The 14,424-nt window shown below is 69.1% G+C and carries 13 protein-coding genes and 1 pseudogene; 8 read left to right on the forward strand and 6 right to left on the reverse strand.

What is annotated here, in order from left to right; all coding sequences use genetic code 11:
* The first annotated feature begins 172 nt into the window (after positions 1 to 172).
* Together dnaE and ABTV91_RS14240 are read left to right on the forward strand one after the other, a co-directional pair.
* On the forward strand, positions 173 to 3,760 hold the full coding sequence (gene dnaE, locus ABTV91_RS14235) for a DNA polymerase III subunit alpha (RefSeq protein ID WP_433852008.1): 3,588 nt from the start codon (positions 173 to 175) through the stop codon (positions 3,758 to 3,760).
* Positions 3,761 to 3,836: 76 nt separating this feature from the next.
* Positions 3,837 to 4,841, forward strand: a complete 1,005-nt coding sequence (locus ABTV91_RS14240) for an acetyl-CoA carboxylase carboxyltransferase subunit alpha (protein ID WP_433852009.1) — start codon at positions 3,837 to 3,839, stop codon at positions 4,839 to 4,841.
* A 60-nt stretch (positions 4,842 to 4,901) separates the two neighbouring features.
* On the opposite strand, the gene ABTV91_RS14245 is transcribed toward ABTV91_RS14240, so the two are convergent.
* On the reverse strand, positions 4,902 to 5,351 hold the full coding sequence (locus ABTV91_RS14245; RefSeq protein WP_433852010.1) for a CopD family protein: 450 nt from the start codon (positions 5,349 to 5,351) through the stop codon (positions 4,902 to 4,904).
* A gap of 59 nt (positions 5,352 to 5,410) precedes the next feature.
* Between ABTV91_RS14245 and ABTV91_RS14250 the strand changes: the two genes are divergently transcribed.
* The 3 genes from ABTV91_RS14250 to ABTV91_RS14260 all read left to right on the forward strand — a co-directional run bounded on the left by ABTV91_RS14250 (position 5,411) and on the right by ABTV91_RS14260 (position 8,887).
* Complete coding sequence (locus ABTV91_RS14250) at positions 5,411 to 6,007, forward strand: class I SAM-dependent DNA methyltransferase (protein ID WP_433852011.1); 597 nt, start codon at positions 5,411 to 5,413, stop codon at positions 6,005 to 6,007.
* Between the two features lie 407 nt (positions 6,008 to 6,414).
* The gene (locus ABTV91_RS14255) at positions 6,415 to 7,728 is read left to right on the forward strand and encodes a polyhydroxyalkanoate depolymerase (RefSeq protein WP_433852012.1); all 1,314 of its coding nucleotides are present in this window, start codon (positions 6,415 to 6,417) and stop codon (positions 7,726 to 7,728) included.
* 277 nt (positions 7,729 to 8,005) lie between these two features.
* Positions 8,006 to 8,887, forward strand: coding sequence for an IS110 family transposase (locus ABTV91_RS14260; RefSeq protein WP_433852013.1), 882 nt, complete (start codon positions 8,006 to 8,008; stop codon positions 8,885 to 8,887).
* 60 nt (positions 8,888 to 8,947) lie between these two features.
* Here ABTV91_RS14260 and ABTV91_RS14265 read toward each other — a convergent pair whose 3' ends face one another.
* Together ABTV91_RS14265 and ABTV91_RS14270 are read right to left on the reverse strand one after the other, a co-directional pair.
* Complete coding sequence (locus ABTV91_RS14265) at positions 8,948 to 9,922, reverse strand: sensor domain-containing protein (protein ID WP_433852014.1); 975 nt, start codon at positions 9,920 to 9,922, stop codon at positions 8,948 to 8,950.
* The gene (locus tag ABTV91_RS14270) at positions 9,919 to 10,284 is read right to left on the reverse strand and encodes a PadR family transcriptional regulator (protein ID WP_433852015.1); all 366 of its coding nucleotides are present in this window, start codon (positions 10,282 to 10,284) and stop codon (positions 9,919 to 9,921) included. The genes ABTV91_RS14265 and ABTV91_RS14270 overlap by 4 nt, the downstream gene beginning before the upstream one ends.
* 153 nt (positions 10,285 to 10,437) lie before the next feature.
* Between ABTV91_RS14270 and ABTV91_RS14275 the strand changes: the two genes are divergently transcribed.
* A complete protein-coding gene (locus ABTV91_RS14275; protein WP_433852016.1) occupies positions 10,438 to 11,328 on the forward strand; it encodes a peptidylprolyl isomerase in 891 nt (296 codons plus the stop codon).
* Between the two features lie 59 nt (positions 11,329 to 11,387).
* Here ABTV91_RS14275 and ABTV91_RS14280 read toward each other — a convergent pair.
* A pseudogene (locus ABTV91_RS14280) lies at positions 11,388 to 12,258 on the reverse strand (DMT family transporter).
* A gap of 209 nt (positions 12,259 to 12,467) precedes the next feature.
* Here ABTV91_RS14280 and ABTV91_RS14285 point away from each other — a divergent pair.
* Positions 12,468 to 12,761, forward strand: a complete 294-nt coding sequence (locus ABTV91_RS14285; RefSeq protein ID WP_433852017.1) for a hypothetical protein — start codon at positions 12,468 to 12,470, stop codon at positions 12,759 to 12,761.
* A gap of 125 nt (positions 12,762 to 12,886) precedes the next feature.
* Positions 12,887 to 13,117, forward strand: a complete 231-nt coding sequence (locus ABTV91_RS14290) for a hexameric tyrosine-coordinated heme protein (protein ID WP_433852018.1) — start codon at positions 12,887 to 12,889, stop codon at positions 13,115 to 13,117.
* Positions 13,118 to 13,196: 79 nt separating this feature from the next.
* Here ABTV91_RS14290 and ABTV91_RS14295 read toward each other — a convergent pair whose 3' ends face one another.
* Both ABTV91_RS14295 and ABTV91_RS14300 read right to left on the reverse strand, forming a co-directional pair.
* A complete protein-coding gene (locus ABTV91_RS14295; RefSeq protein WP_433854190.1) occupies positions 13,197 to 13,949 on the reverse strand; it encodes a DUF4349 domain-containing protein in 753 nt (250 codons plus the stop codon).
* A 42-nt stretch (positions 13,950 to 13,991) separates the two neighbouring features.
* Entirely contained in the window at positions 13,992 to 14,348 is a 357-nt protein-coding gene (locus tag ABTV91_RS14300) for a GFA family protein (RefSeq protein WP_433852019.1), read from the reverse strand.
* Positions 14,349 to 14,424: the final 76 nt, after the last annotated feature.

Genomic DNA, 14,424 nt, shown 5'->3' on the forward strand with positions numbered 1-14,424 from the left:
CGGGGCATCATCAGGGACTTGCGCGGTTCCTTGGTCCCCGCCTGCCGAGCACACAACGCGGTAATGCCCTGTCGCGGTTGAAGCCGCTCCCACGGCGGACGGTGTGGCACCTGTCAAGCTTGTCCACCACCGCCCTCGCCGTTACCCTGCCGTGTCATCGCAGTGATCCGGCATGAGCACTCCCCGCTTCGTCCATCTCCACGTCCACACCGAATTCTCGATGGTGGACTCCACCATCCGCGTCCCGGCCAAGCCGGACCAGGCCGACCCGAAGAAGGCCAAGCAGGCCAATCTCCTCAGCCGTTCGGTGGAAATGCGCGCGCCGGCGCTGGCGGTCACCGACCTGAACAACATGTTCGCGCTGGTGAAGTTCTACAAGGCCGCCGAAGGCGTGGGCATCAAGCCCATCGCCGGCGCCGACGTGCTGATCGCCGAGGACGGCCACGACCCGTGGCGCATGACCCTGCTGTGCCGCGACCGCGAGGGCTACCTGAGCCTGTCGCGCCTGCTCAGCCGCGCCTGGCTGGAGGGCCACCGCCCCGAGGGCGGCGTCGCCGTCCACCCGCAGTGGCTGAAGGACGGCTGCCACAACCTGTTCGCCCTGGCCGGGCGCCAGAGCCTGGCCGGGCGCCTGGCCGGCGAAGGCCGCCATGACCTGGCCGAGCAGCAGCTGGCCGACTGGCAGCGCGTGTTCGGCGACGGCCTGCACCTGGAACTGACCCGCACCGGCCGCGACGGCGAGGAGCCCTTCAACCAGTTCGCGCTGATGGCCGCCGGCCAGCGCGGCCTGCCGGTGGTCGCCAGCAACGACGTGCGTTTCCTGGAGGCCAGGGACTTCGACGCGCACGAGGCGCGCGTGTGCATCTCCACCGGCCGCGTGCTCGATGACCCCAAGCGCCCGCGCGAGTACAGCCGCGAGCAGTACCTCAAGTCGCCCGAGCAGATGTGCGAACTGTTCGCCGACATCCCCGACGCGATCGACAACACGCTGGCGCTGGCGCAGCGCTGCAACGTCGAGATGCGGCTGGGCACCTACTTCCTGCCCAACTACCCGGTGCCCGACGACGAGACCCTGGACACCTGGATCCAGAAGCAGTCGCGCGAGGGCCTGGAAGAACGCCTGCAGAAGAACCCGCTGGCGCCGGGCAAGACCCGCGAGGACTACTTCGAGCGGCTCGAGTTCGAGCTCAACACCATCATCAAGATGGGCTTCCCCGGCTACTTCCTGATCGTGGCCGACTTCATCCAGTGGGGAAAGAACCAGGGCATCCCGATCGGCCCGGGCCGCGGTTCGGGCGCCGGTTCGCTGGTGGCGTGGGCGCTGAAGATCACCGACCTGGACCCGCTGCCGTACAACCTGCTGTTCGAGCGCTTCCTCAACCCGGAACGCGTGTCGATGCCCGACTTCGACATCGACTTCTGCATGGACCGCCGCGACGAGGTGATCGACTACGTCGCGCGCAAGTACGGCCGCGAGCGCGTCAGCCAGATCATCACCTACGGCACCATGGCGGCCAAGGCGGTGGTGCGCGATACCGGCCGCGTGCTCGGCTTCCCGTACGGCCTGGTCGACGGCGTTTCCAAGCTGATCCCCAACATCCTGGGCATCGGCCTGAAGGACGCGCTGGGCAAGGGCAAGGAAGGCCCGGATTCGGAAATGGCCTCGGCCGAGCTGATCCAGCGCTACCAGAGCGAGGACGACGTCCGCGACCTGATCGACCTGGCGCTGCAGCTGGAAGACCTGACCCGCAACGCCGGCAAGCACGCCGGCGGCGTGGTGATCGGGCCGGAGCCGCTGTCCGAGTTCTGCCCGCTGTACGCCGAACACGACGAAGGCAGCCTGGGCAGGAACCCGGTCACCCAGTTCGACAAGAACGACGTGGAAGAAGTGGGCCTGGTGAAGTTCGACTTCCTCGGCCTGCGCACGCTGACCATCATCGACTGGGCGGTGAAGGCGATCAATGCCCGCCACGCGCGCGCCGGCATCCCGCCGGTGGACATCGCCGCGATCCCGCTCGACGACGCGCCCACCTACAAGGACATCTTCGCCAACGGCAACACCGGCGCGGTGTTCCAGTTCGAATCCTCGGGCATGCGCCGCCTGCTGAAGGACGCGCGCCCGGACCGCTTCGAGGACCTGATCGCGCTGGTGTCGCTGTACCGCCCGGGCCCGATGGACCTGATTCCCTCGTTCAACGCGCGCAAGCACGGGCAGGAGGAGATCATCTATCCCGACCCGCGCACCGAGGCCATCCTGAGCGACACCTACGGCATCATGGTGTACCAGGAGCAGGTCATGCAGATGGCGCAGATCGTCGGCGGCTACTCGCTGGGCGGCGCCGACCTGCTGCGCCGCGCGATGGGCAAGAAGGTGCCGGCCGAGATGGCCAAGCACCGCGAGATCTTCCGCGAAGGCGCGGCCAAGGGCGGCGTCGACGGCCCCAAGGCCGACGAGATCTTCGACCTGATGGAGAAGTTCGCCGGCTACGGCTTCAACAAGTCGCACGCCGCCGCCTACGCGCTGGTCAGCTACCAGACCGCATGGCTCAAGCGTCATTACCCGGCCGAGTTCATGGCCGCGACCCTGTCCTCGGACATGGACAACACCGACAAGGTGGTCGGGTTCCTGGCCGAGGTGCGCAACCTCGGGCTGAACGTGGAACCGCCGCGGGTCAACGCTTCGGCCTACATGTTCGAGGCCTCCAGCGCCGACACCATCCGCTACGGCCTGGGCGCGATCAAGGGCGTCGGCCAGGGCGCCTGCGAAGCGGTGGTGGCCGAGCGCCAGCGCGGTGGCGAGTACGCCTCGCTGCTGGATTTCTGCGCGCGCGTGGAATCGGCCAAGCTCAACCGCCGCACCCTGGAAGCGATGATCCAGTGCGGCGCGCTCGACGGCCTGGGCAAGAACCGTGCCTCGCTGATGATGCAGCTGCCCGAGGTGCTCAAGGCCACCGACCAGATGGCGCGCGAGAAGGCATCGGGCCAGAACTCGCTGTTCGGCGCGCCCGACCCGGTCAACGCCGCCGCGCAGCTGGACCTGCCGGAAAGCCGCGAATGGCCGGTGGCGCAACTGCTGGGCGGCGAGCGCGAGACGCTGGGCTTCTACCTCAGCGGCCACCCGTTCGACCCGTACGCCGACGACGTCAAGGAACTGGTCGGCACCGACCTGGGCGCGCTGGACAAGCTGGTCGCCCCCGCCCCGCCGCCGCGCGACGGCGAGAAGCGCGGCTGGCGACAGGAGGCGCAGGTGATCCTGGCCGGCATGGTCGTGGGCGTGCGCCGCAAGGGCGACAGCCAGGTGTTCGTGCAACTGGAGGACGGCAAGGGCCGGGTGGAGTGCAGCGCCTTCTCCGACGGCCTGGCCGAGTTCGGCCAGCTGATGACCAAGGACCGCATCCTGGTGGTCAAGGGCGGCCTGCGCGAGGACGAATTCAACGGCGGCTACGCGCTGCGCATCCGCCAGTGCTGGGATTTCGAGCAACTATGCGCCGACCACGCGGTGCGCCTGTCGCTGCGCGTGGACGGCCGCGGCGGCCCGATCTGGCAGCGCATCGAACCGCTGCTGGCCACGCACCGCCCGGGGCGCACGCCGATCCGCCTGGACCTGCTGCTCAGGAGCAGGGAGGGCGGCGTCGCCGGCATGCTCGACCTCGGCGGCAGCGGCGCGGTACGGGTCAGCACCCAGCTGCTCGACGCCCTGCGCGAGGACCCGGCGGTGCGCCGGGTCAAGCTCGCCTACAGCCCGCCCTGGGCCAACTGAAGGTCCGGACGGCCGCGTACGGGTCCGGCCGACGCCTTCGGCTACACTTTCCCACTTTCATTCAAGACGGTTTCCGATGAATCCGAATTACCTCGATTTCGAGCAGCCCATCGCCGATCTGGAAACCAAGATCCAGGACCTGCGCAGCGCCAGCGCGGGCCCGGCGGTCAATGTCGAGGCCGAGGTCCGGGCACTGGAAGACAAGCTGCGCCTGCGTACCGCGCAGATCTTCCGCAACCTGTCGTCCTGGCAGGTGCTGCAGGTGGCGCGCCACCCGTCGCGCCCCTACACCATGGATTACATCGGGATTTTCTGCGACGAGTTCCAGGAACTGGCCGGCGACCGCGCCTTCGCCGACGACAAGGCGATCGTCGGCGGCCTGGCCCGCATCGGCGGCCGCCCGGTGATGCTGATCGGCCACCAGAAGGGCCGCGACACCAAGGAAAAGATCAAGCGCAACTTCGGCATGCCCAAGCCGGAGGGCTACCGCAAGGCGCTGCGCCTGATGAAGATGGCCGAACGCTTCGGCCTGCCGGTGCTGACCCTGATCGATACCGCCGGCGCCTGGCCGGGCATCGACGCCGAGGAGCGCGGCCAGTCCGAGGCCATCGCCCGCAACCTGATGGAAATGGCCGAGCTGAAGGTGCCGGTGATCTGCACCGTGATCGGCGAAGGCGGCTCCGGCGGCGCGTTGGCGCTGGGCGTGGGCGACCGCACCGTGATGCTGGAATACAGCGTCTATTCGACCATCAGCCCGGAAGGCTGCGCCTCGATCCTGTGGAAGGACGCCGGCAAGAACAAGGAAGCGGCCGAGCAGCTGGGCATGACCGCACCGCGGCTCAAGCAACTGGGCCTGATCGACAAGGTCGTGCGCGAGCCGATCGGCGGCGCCCACCGCAACCCGAAGCAGATGGGACGGCGCCTGAAGGCGGTGCTGCTCAACGAACTGGACGCGCTGGAAAAGCTGCCGGTCGACGAACTGCTGGCGCAGCGCTATGCGCGCCTGCGCGGCTACGGCGCCTACGAGGCCGTCCCGTCTGCCGAATCCACCGAGAAGAAGGGCAAGGCGGCGAAGAAGTAAACCGCTTTCAACCTACGGAACGCGAGGCCGGCAATGCCGGCCTTTCGTTTGTTCAAACCCTCAGAACGGCTTGGCCAGCACCAGGTAGACGATGGCGATGAACAACAGCAGCGGCAGCTCGTTGAACCAGCGCAGCGTGCGCGCCGACGGCAGCGCCCCGCCCCTGGCCGCGCTTTTGAGCCAGCGCCCGGTGAAGATGAAATAGACCAGCAGCAGCGCCACCAGCCCCAGCTTGGCATGCAGCCAGCCGGCGGCGCCCGGCGCGACCATGGTGCGGAAGTCCGGCAGGAAGCGGTAACCGAGCCACAGCACCAGCCCCAGCACGAAGGCGAGGCCGAACATGACGTGGCCGAAGCGGTACAGGCGCCGCCCCATCAGCTGCAGGCGCTCGCCGACCTGGGCCTGCCCGGCGGCCTCGGCGAGGTTGACCAGGATGCGCGGCAGGTAGAACACCGCCGCCATCCACGCCACCACGAACACGATGTGGAAGGTCTTGACCCATTCGTACATGCGCGGCTCCGCGGCGTTAGGATGGGCGCCATTTTCGCCCATCCGCCGCCGACACGCACATGCAGGAAAAGCAGTACGACGCCGCCTACTTCCAGCACTGGTATCGCCGCGGCGACATCGGCGGTCCCGCGCGGCTGGCGCGCAAGGTGCAGCTGGCCGTGGCCACGGCCGAGTACTACCTGGAGCGCCCGGTCCGCAGCGTGCTCGACATCGGCTGCGGCGAAGGCGCCTGGCGCGCGCCGCTGCTGAAACTGCGGCCGAAGCTGCAGTACATGGGGTTCGACGGCAGCGAATACGCCGTGCGGCGCTATGGCCGCACCCGCAACCTGCACCTGGCGCGGTTCGGCGATTTCCAGTGGCTGCGCCCGTGCGCGCCGGTGGACCTGCTGGTCTGCTCGGACGTGATGCACTACGTGCCCGACCGAGAACTGCGCCAGGGCCTGGCCGGGCTGGCCGAACTGTGCGGCGGCGTGGCCTTCCTGGAAACCTTCGCCGCCGAGGACGAATTCCTTGGCGACCACGAAGGCTTCCAGGCGCGGCCGGCGCGCTGGTACCGGCGCCAGCTGCGCGACGCCGGCTTCCGCGCGGCCGGCTCCCACTGCTGGCTGGGGCCGGCGTGCGCCGAGGAAGTGGCCGCGCTTGAAAGCGGCGGCTGAAGCCGCGGCACGCCATCGCTTTGCGCTGTCGCGCCACGGTCTGCGCCACAGACCGCGGGTCTCATCTTTCGCTTGCCACACTCCGCGCTTGGCGGTGCGCCCCCTGACTCAGGGGAACACGCCGTCACTTCGCGCTGTCGCCCCACGGTCTGCACTGCAGACCGCGGGTGCCGTCTTTCGCCTGCCATACCCCCGCGCCTTTCGGCGCGCCCCCTGACTCAGGGGACTTTTTCTCCAGACACTTCCCACAGGTGCTGGTCAATGCCGCCCGGCAGGTTCATGAGAGCCCCCAATCCGCGCAATGGCCGGATCCCGCCGGCGCCACATCCGTCATTCCCCGCTTAACGCCGCATCCGCCTGTTTGCGCTATGCTGCACGGCACCATATGACCATACATATTGCCCGGCATGCTCTATCAACTGCATGAGATGACCCGCAATCTGCTGGCGCCCTGGGTCCACCAGGCGCAGGCCAACGCGGCGTTCTTCAACAATCCGGGGCACTGGTGGTCGTCCATGCCTGGCGCCGACCGGCTGGCGGCGATGAACGAGCTGTTCCACCGCATCGGCAAGGACTACGAAAAGCCGGAGTGGGACATCCACGAGCTGGAGCTTGAGGGCGAGGTCGTGCCCATCGCCCAGCTCACCGAGGTCGAGAAGCCGTTCTGCCGCCTGCTGCGCTTCAAGCGCCACAGCAACGACAGCGCGCGCGTCGAAGCCCTGCTCGCCCAGCCGGCCGTGCTGGTGGTGGCGCCGCTGTCCGGCCACCACGCCACCCTGCTGCGCGACACCGTGCGCACCCTGCTGCGCGACCACCGCGTCTACGTCACCGACTGGGTCGATGCGCGCATGGTGCCGGTGGAAGAAGGCGAGTTCGGCCTGGACGACTATGTCGGGTACGTACAGGAGTTCATCCGCCACCTCGGCGCGGAGAACCTGCATGTGGTCAGCGTCTGCCAGCCCACGGTGCCGGTGCTGGGCGCGGTGTCGCTGATGGCCAGCCGCGGCGAAGCCACGCCGCGCTCGCTGGTGATGATGGGCGGCCCCATCGACGCACGTCGCAGCCCCACCGCGGTCAACAACCTGGCCACGCGCAATCCGCTGTCATGGTTCGAGAACAACGTCATCCACAGCGTGCCGGCGCCGTATCCGGGCCAAGGCCGCCGCGTGTATCCGGGCTTCCTGCAGCACGCCGGCTTCATGGCGATGAACCCCAGCCGCCACCTGATGTCGCACTGGGATTTCTACACCGACCTGGTCAAGGGCGACCTGGACGACGCCAACGCCCACCGCCGTTTCTACGACGAATACAACGCGGTGCTGGACATGCCGGCGCGTTTCTACCTGGACACCATCCGCGTGGTGTTCCAGGAATTCCTGCTGCCGCGCGGTGAGTGGCATGTGCGCGGCGAGCGCGTGGACCCGTCGGCGATCCGCGATACCGCGCTGCTGAGCATCGAAGGCGAGCTGGACGACATCGCCGGCCTCGGCCAGACCGAGGCCGCGCAGGCGCTGTGCACCGGCATTCCGGCCGCGCGCCGCAGCCACTTCATCGTCGAGGGCGCCGGCCATTACGGCATCTTCAGCGGCCGCCGCTGGCGCGAGGTGGTCTACCCGAAGGTGCGCGACTTCTTCGCCGCGCAGTCCGCGCAGCCAGCCGCCAAGAAGGCGAAGAAGTCCGCAAGCAACGTCACCCCGCTGCGCCGCCGCGCGCAGCGCTGAGGGGTGTGCCGGGCATGCCCGGCATGGTGAGATTTCCCGGTGAAGCCCATGCGGGGCAAGCCCCGCATCTTATCTGTTCGTGATCAGGCAATTTAGGTGTCGAGAGCCGACGTGGGCCACCGTCCCCGCTCTGGATCCGCAGCGATCGTTCCGTAGCAAGGTGCCCACGCCGGAATCTCCCTGATCCGCCCGAACAGTTGCTCGAGTAGGCGCTCGTAGTGATAAGACTGGGCAAGCGGGGGAGCTCTCGACCCTTCCAGCCTAACGGAGTTCTGCCATGAACGGGATCGGGATCGATGTGAGCAAGGCCACGCTGGATGTGGCGGTCCACCAAGGCGGCCACCGGTCCTTTGCCAACACTGCCGCCGGCCACCGCAAGCTGATTCTCTGGCTGAAGACCCTGCCGGTTCGGCAGGTGGTGCTGGAGCCTACTGGAGGCTATGAACAGGATGTGCTCGATACCCTGCATGCGGCGGGACTGCCGGTAGTGCGGGCCAATGCCCGCCAGGTCCGGGACTTTGCCCGGGCCACGGTCTTGGCCCATATCGCCCAGGTCCTGGATCTGCCGGCGTACCAACCACCGGCCCCGTGGCAGCGGCGCCTGGCCGAGCATGTGCAAAGCCGACGGCAGGTGGTGCAGTTGCTGGTCCGGGCGGAACAACAGCTGCGGGCGGTGAAGGATCGAGCGCTGCGCCGGATGCTGCAGGGCAACCTCACTCAACTGCGCAAGAGCAAAGACTTCCTGGACCAGCAGATCGCCCAACAGGTCAGCGAGCAGCCGCAGCTGCACGCCCTGCAGACCCTCAAGGGGGTCGGACCGGTCTTGCTGGCAGTGCTGGCCAGCCAGCTTCCGGAACTGGGGAAGCTGGATGGCAAGGCGGTCGCCAAACTGGTCGGTGTGGCGCCGCTGGCGCACGACAGTGGCACGATGCGCGGTACCCGCCGCATCTGGGGCGGAAGGGCCGACATCCGTCAGGCCCTGTATATGTCGGCGCTGTCGGCCTTGCGGCACGAACCGCGCCTGCGCGACTTCTATCAGTGCCTGCGCGCTCGCGGCAAGGCCGCCAAGGTGGCCATCGTGGCCGTCATGCGAAAGATGCTGGTGATCCTCAATGCCCGGGCACGCGATGCAGGGATACCTCGCCAAGCAGGAGCATGACGAACACAGTTGCTACATGCATTCGTAGGTGCGGGGCTTGCCCCGCACGCGCCCGTCTGATTACAACCGCACCAGCAGGTGCTTGGCGACAGCGCCGTGCAGCCTGCCGATGGCGCGCGCCAGGTGCAGGGTGGCGAACAGCAGCAGCACGCCCGCCGCGATGGCCAGCGGCCACAGCCAGACGCCGCTGGCCATTTTCACGCCGTCGACCCAGATGCCGACCGGCTGGTCGAACACCACCTCGGCCATCGGCGCGAACACCAGCGCCAGCGACGTCGACAGCAAGGTGGTGGCGACGCTGAAATAGGCCACGCCCAGCGGCAGCATCAGCACGAAGTACAGCATCGTCAGCCAGGTGCGGCCGTCGGTGAACATCGCGCCGATCCGCGCCAGCCAGCCCTGGCTCCTGTCGGTATACGCCGGCCGGCGCGGCATGCGCACGCCGAGCAGCGTCTCGATGATGCGGCCCTCCACCAGCGACAGCACCCGCACCGAACCCAGGAACAGCAGCAGCACGGGGATGCCGACGATCAGGATCAGCAGCGACATCGACAGCGACAGCCCCGTCACCACCCAGGTGAAGAAGAAGATGCCGGTGACCAGCGACAGCAGCATGTAGAACAGCGCGCCGTAGGTATGCGGGTCCAGCACCACGCCGAAGAAACGTGCCGCCGCCGAGCGCGGCTTCGCTGGCACCGCCGCGCCGGCCGCTGCCGCGGCGCCGGCCATCGGCGGTACCGGCGCGGGCCTGCGCCCGGCGGCCGGCGTGCGCAGCGCGCGGTTCACCGTCACTTCGGTCTCGCGGTAGATCTCGGCCACTTCCTCCGGCGCGCCGTAGCTGCCGGCGACGCCGGCGATCACCTCGGCCTCGCTCTTGCCGGCCTGTTCGGCCAGTTCCGAGCGCAGGTATTCCTCGGCGTCGTACAGGGCGTCCTGGATCATCGCCGGGTCGGCGCCGGCCAGCGCGGCGCGCAGCTGCTCCAGGTACTCGGGAATCGTGGTCGGCAGCGGCCGCGGGTTGCTCTGGTTGTTCATCGTTCGACTCCCTCCAGTACGGACTCCAGCGAGTCCCGGGTGGCGTTCCAGGCCGCGATCCACTGCCGCAGCACGGCGCGCCCCTCGTCATTGATGCGGTAATAGCGCCGCGGCGGCCCGGCCACCGACGGCTCGACATGGCTTTCCAGCAATCCAGCACCTTCCAGGTTGCGCAGCACCGGGTACAACGCACTCTGCTTGCCGCTGAGCACGCCGTCGCCGGTGCGCTCCAGCTCCTTGGCGATCAGGTAGCCGTAAAGCGGCTCCTGCGCCTTGGCCAGTACCGCCAGCAGCGCCAGCGACACCGTGCCGGCGCTGAGCTCCTTCTGGAATTTGCGCAGCTGGGCTTCGAAGTCGCCCATGGCCCCTGCTCCTGCCAACTAGCCTGAAGCCAACACTATTACTCACTTCGCTATAGCGGATGTGCCGGTAGTCACCCCACTGCCGGCACGGTCTGGCGGCGGCACCGGGCGATCACGCAGAATCGGCCCACACCCGACCACGGAACGCGCCCGATGACGCTACGCCCGACCCTGCTGGCCCTGATGCTGTCCCCGCTGCCTGCGCTGGCCGCCGATGCGCCGGCCAAGTACCGCAGCGTGCAGGAAATCCTCGCCGCATCGCCGGACAGCGACTGGCACGCGCCGGCCGCCGACAACCTGCTGTACATGGACCTGGACGCCGGCCGCGTGATCATCGAGCTGGCGCCTGAATTCGCGCCCGAGCACGCCGGCAACATCCGCACGCTGGCGCGCGAAGGCTTCTGGAACGGCACCAGCATCTACCGCTCGCAGGACAATTTCGTGGTCCAGTTCGGCGACGCCGAGGGCGAGGACCCCGCCAAGGCGCGGCCGCTGGGCAGCGCGAAGACCCACTTGCCGGCCGAGTTCCAGCGCCCGTCGCGCGGACTGGCCTTCACCGCCCTGCCCGACCGCGACGGCTGGGCCGCGCAGACCGGCTTCGTCGGCGATTTCGCCGTGGCCAGCGACGGCGAACACACCTGGCTGGCGCACTGCTACGGCGCGGTCGGCGCCGGCCGCAACAACGACGAGGACAGCAGCATCGGCGCCGAGCTGTACGTGGTCACCGGCCAGTCGCCGCGCCAGCTCGACCGCAACATCACCCTGGTCGGGCGCGTGCTCAAGGGCATGGAACTGCTCAGCACGATCAAACGCGGACCCGAGCCGATGGGCTTCTACGAGGACGCCGCGCAGCGCACGCCGATCCGCTCCATCCGCCTGGCCAGCGAGGTGCCCGCCGACCAGCGCACGCCGCTGCGGGTGCTGCGCACCGACTCCAGGACGTTTGCCGACGCGGTGGAAGCGCGCCGCAACCGCCGCGACGATTTCTACAAGCGTCCGGCCGGCCATATCGACCTGTGCAACATCCCGCTGCCGGTGCGCTGAGCGCAGCCCCGTGCGGATGACGGCGGCCGCCGTCACCGCATGCCGTCATCGATTGCCGCCTAGCGCTGGCTCACCGCCACGCTGCCCAGGATCAGGCCACCGGCGACCAGCATCTGCACGGTCACCGGTTCGCCGAGGAACAGCCACGCGAACAGCGCGCCGAACAGCGGGATCAGGTAGGTGACGGTGGCCGCGCGCGACGGCCCGACCCGGCCGATCAGGCGGTAGAACACCAGGAACGCCAGGCCGGTGCAGAGGATGCCCAGGGCGATGGCGCTGGCCCACGAGGCCGCCGGCACCGGCTGCCGCGGCCAGTGGCTCAGCGCCATCGGCAGCATCCACAGCGAGGCGCAGCCCAGCGTCGCCGCCGCCGACGCCGCTGGCGGCAGTCCGCTCATGTGGCGGCGGACGAGATTGGCGCCCAGCCCGTAGAGCAGCGCCGCCCGTGCCGGCCACCACCGCCGCGCCGATCGCCAGGCCCGACACCTTCGCCGTGGCCAGCACCACCACGCCGGAGAAACCGACCAGCAACGCGAACGCGCGGCGCGGGCCGATCTTCTCGCCGAAGAACAGGAAGCCGATCAGCGCGGCGAACAGCACCGTCATCGCGTTGCAGATCGCGCCGATCGCCGCCGGCGCGCGCTCGGCCGCCCAGGCGAACAGCACGAACGGCAACGCCGAGTTCACCAGGCCGATGGGCGCCAGCCACAGCCAGCGCCGCGCCGGGAACTGCGCGCGTGCGCGCCACAGGAACGGCATCAGCACCAGCGCGCCGAGCAGCAGGCGTACTTCCACCAGCGCGTACGGGCCGAAGTCGGGCACCGCGATGCGCATGAACAGGAACGACGAACCCCAGACCATGCCCAGGCCCAGCAGCTCCAGCGGCGTGGCCCAGTCGCGCGCGGCCGGTGCCGGCGTCGCGCCGCTCATCGTGCATCTCCTGTCGATACCACGCTCTTTCCCGCACGCACGCCGCACGCCATGGACATCCCTCCGGTAATGGAACGCAAGCATCCGCCCAACCGGGTGCGCTGACAAACATGGCGGCCACGCCCGCCGTCGCGCCGGCGTTCATCGCGCTTCACGCGTCCTTGCCCGGCCGCTGCCCAAGCTGGACGCCCCACCCCACGGAGACCGCCATGTCCCTGCTGCGCATCCGCATCACCGGCAGCGCCGACGACGCCCTGGCCGTGAGCGACCTGCTGCATGGCCTGGAAGGCATCGAGCATGTCGAGGAAACCGACGACCTGATGCCGCACATGGACGACGAGGATTCCAGCTCGGCCTGCCTGTCCGACGATATCGGCCCGGGCATCCACGAGCTGGAGGTGGAGGTCGGCAACGCCGCCACCGCGCAGAAGGCGCGGCAGGCCGTGGAACTGCTGGCGCGCGAGCGCGGGCTGGTGATCGAGTACGAGCAGGACGAGGGCTGAGCCGGCGCCTGGTTGCCAAGCGCGCGCGTCGTCCGGCGTCGCGCGCCGCTTGATCCAGGTCAAGACGGCGCGGCCGGGCGCGGCGCACATTCGCCTGTCCGCATCCCGGCACAGGAAACCATCCGATGAACGATCCCTGGCTCGACACCCTCGTCACCGCAACACCGCAGGAAGGCTTCGAACTCGCCGTGCTGTTGAGCCGCCGCGCCGTCAGGTACACCCAGCCGGACCTGTCCATCCTGAAGAAGCTGCGCCCGGAATACGCCGACTCCGCCGACGGGCTCACCGCCGCTTCGCAGGTCGTGGCCATCAACTTCCAGACGGTGGCCGCGGCCAACAATTACTGGCGACCGTAAGAACGCGGGAGCACTGTCTGGTACGCGATGTGGCGTGTCGGTTCAGCCCCATCGCGTACCGGGTGCGCTCCCGCCTGGATCAATTGCGCCTGCGCCGCCAACGCCAAAGCTTCAGTCCGCCCCACAACAGCGCGCCGCCGACCAGCAGCAGCGGCAGCACGCCGGCGAAGATGCGGATCAGGTAGGCCAGGCTGGTGGTGAAAATGCCGCCGGACTCGGCCAGCGCGCGGCCGATCTCGCTGCGGTTGCGCTGGCTGCTGGTCGATTCCAGCTGGATCGTCACTTTCTGCGTATCGATGCGCCGGTGCTGCTGGGCCGCATCGCGGCCGGCCTGCTCCAGCCCCGCCTCGATCTCGGACAGGCGCTGGGACAGGGTCAGCAGGTCGGCCACCGCCAGGTCCTTGCGCTGCTGGTACTCCACCAGCCGCGCGTGCTCGTTCTTCAGCCGCGCCTGGGTCAGGCGCGTGTCGGCGACCTGCTGCGCGAGATCCTCGGCGCGGGTGTCGCGCGCGGTCACCTCGCCCTTGGCGCTGGCCAGGGCGATGATCGGCTCCACGCCCTGCGGCGCGATGCGCATCTCGATCGAGCCCGACGCCGTGTCGCCACCGCCCTGCGACAGCTGCAGCACCGCGCAGTCGCCGAACTTCCCGCCCTGGCAGGCCTCGGACACCGTCTTCAGGCGCGGCGCGATCTGCTCGCCGGGCAGGCGCAGCTGCACCGTGTGCTCGTAGGCCAGGAACGCGCCCTGCGGCGATGCCAGCGCGGCCTCGGCGCCCGCGCCGGCGCTGGCCGCCTCGTCCCTGGCGCATCCGGCAAGCAGCGCCAGCGCCAGCAGCGCGCCCCCCCCCCCCGCCGGAGCGGCGCCGCCCTGCCGTCACCGGCTGGCCCCGTCGTAACGGGTGATTTCCAGCGCGTCCAGGTCCACGCCGTCGACGCAGCGCAGGTTGACCGCCACCGTCTGCTCGCCGCTGCGCGGGTCCGGCGCCTCGCTGAACGGGGCGACGCCGCAGACGCGGCAGTGGTGATGGTCGATGTGGCCGGAGTTGAAGCGGTAGCTTTCCAGGTCGGCCGCCTCGCTCTTCAACTCGAACGCGCTGCGTGGGCCGAACCACAGCAGCGAACCGCGCCGCCGGCAGATCGAGCAGTTGCAGGACAACGCGCCGGTGATCGGCTCGGCGGATTCGAACGCGAACGCGATGCGCCCGCAGTGACAGCTGCCTTCGTAATGCATCGCCCGGACTCCATGGATACCGGCCGCCATGGTAGGAACCCGCCCGCGATCCGTCGAGGGCACGCCGGTCACGGCC

Origin of the sequence: Stenotrophomonas nitritireducens, from assembly GCF_050984405.1 — a bacterium.
Taxonomy (GTDB): domain Bacteria; phylum Pseudomonadota; class Gammaproteobacteria; order Xanthomonadales; family Xanthomonadaceae; genus Stenotrophomonas; species Stenotrophomonas nitritireducens_B.

Excerpts from the sequence above, each read along its gene's own strand:
- dnaE (WP_433852008.1), top strand. The coding sequence starts at position 173 with ATGAGCACTCCCCGCTTCGTCCATCTCCACGTCCACACCGAATTCTCG.
- ABTV91_RS14240 (WP_433852009.1), top strand. The coding sequence starts at position 3,837 with ATGAATCCGAATTACCTCGATTTCGAGCAGCCCATCGCCGATCTGGAA.
- ABTV91_RS14245 (WP_433852010.1), bottom strand. The coding sequence starts at position 5,351 with ATGTACGAATGGGTCAAGACCTTCCACATCGTGTTCGTGGTGGCGTGG.
- ABTV91_RS14250 (WP_433852011.1), top strand. The coding sequence starts at position 5,411 with ATGCAGGAAAAGCAGTACGACGCCGCCTACTTCCAGCACTGGTATCGC.
- ABTV91_RS14255 (WP_433852012.1), top strand. The coding sequence starts at position 6,415 with ATGCTCTATCAACTGCATGAGATGACCCGCAATCTGCTGGCGCCCTGG.
- ABTV91_RS14260 (WP_433852013.1), top strand. The coding sequence starts at position 8,006 with ATGAACGGGATCGGGATCGATGTGAGCAAGGCCACGCTGGATGTGGCG.
- ABTV91_RS14265 (WP_433852014.1), bottom strand. The coding sequence starts at position 9,922 with ATGAACAACCAGAGCAACCCGCGGCCGCTGCCGACCACGATTCCCGAG.
- ABTV91_RS14270 (WP_433852015.1), bottom strand. The coding sequence starts at position 10,284 with ATGGGCGACTTCGAAGCCCAGCTGCGCAAATTCCAGAAGGAGCTCAGC.
- ABTV91_RS14275 (WP_433852016.1), top strand. The coding sequence starts at position 10,438 with ATGACGCTACGCCCGACCCTGCTGGCCCTGATGCTGTCCCCGCTGCCT.
- ABTV91_RS14285 (WP_433852017.1), top strand. The coding sequence starts at position 12,468 with ATGTCCCTGCTGCGCATCCGCATCACCGGCAGCGCCGACGACGCCCTG.
- ABTV91_RS14290 (WP_433852018.1), top strand. The coding sequence starts at position 12,887 with ATGAACGATCCCTGGCTCGACACCCTCGTCACCGCAACACCGCAGGAA.
- ABTV91_RS14300 (WP_433852019.1), bottom strand. The coding sequence starts at position 14,348 with ATGCATTACGAAGGCAGCTGTCACTGCGGGCGCATCGCGTTCGCGTTC.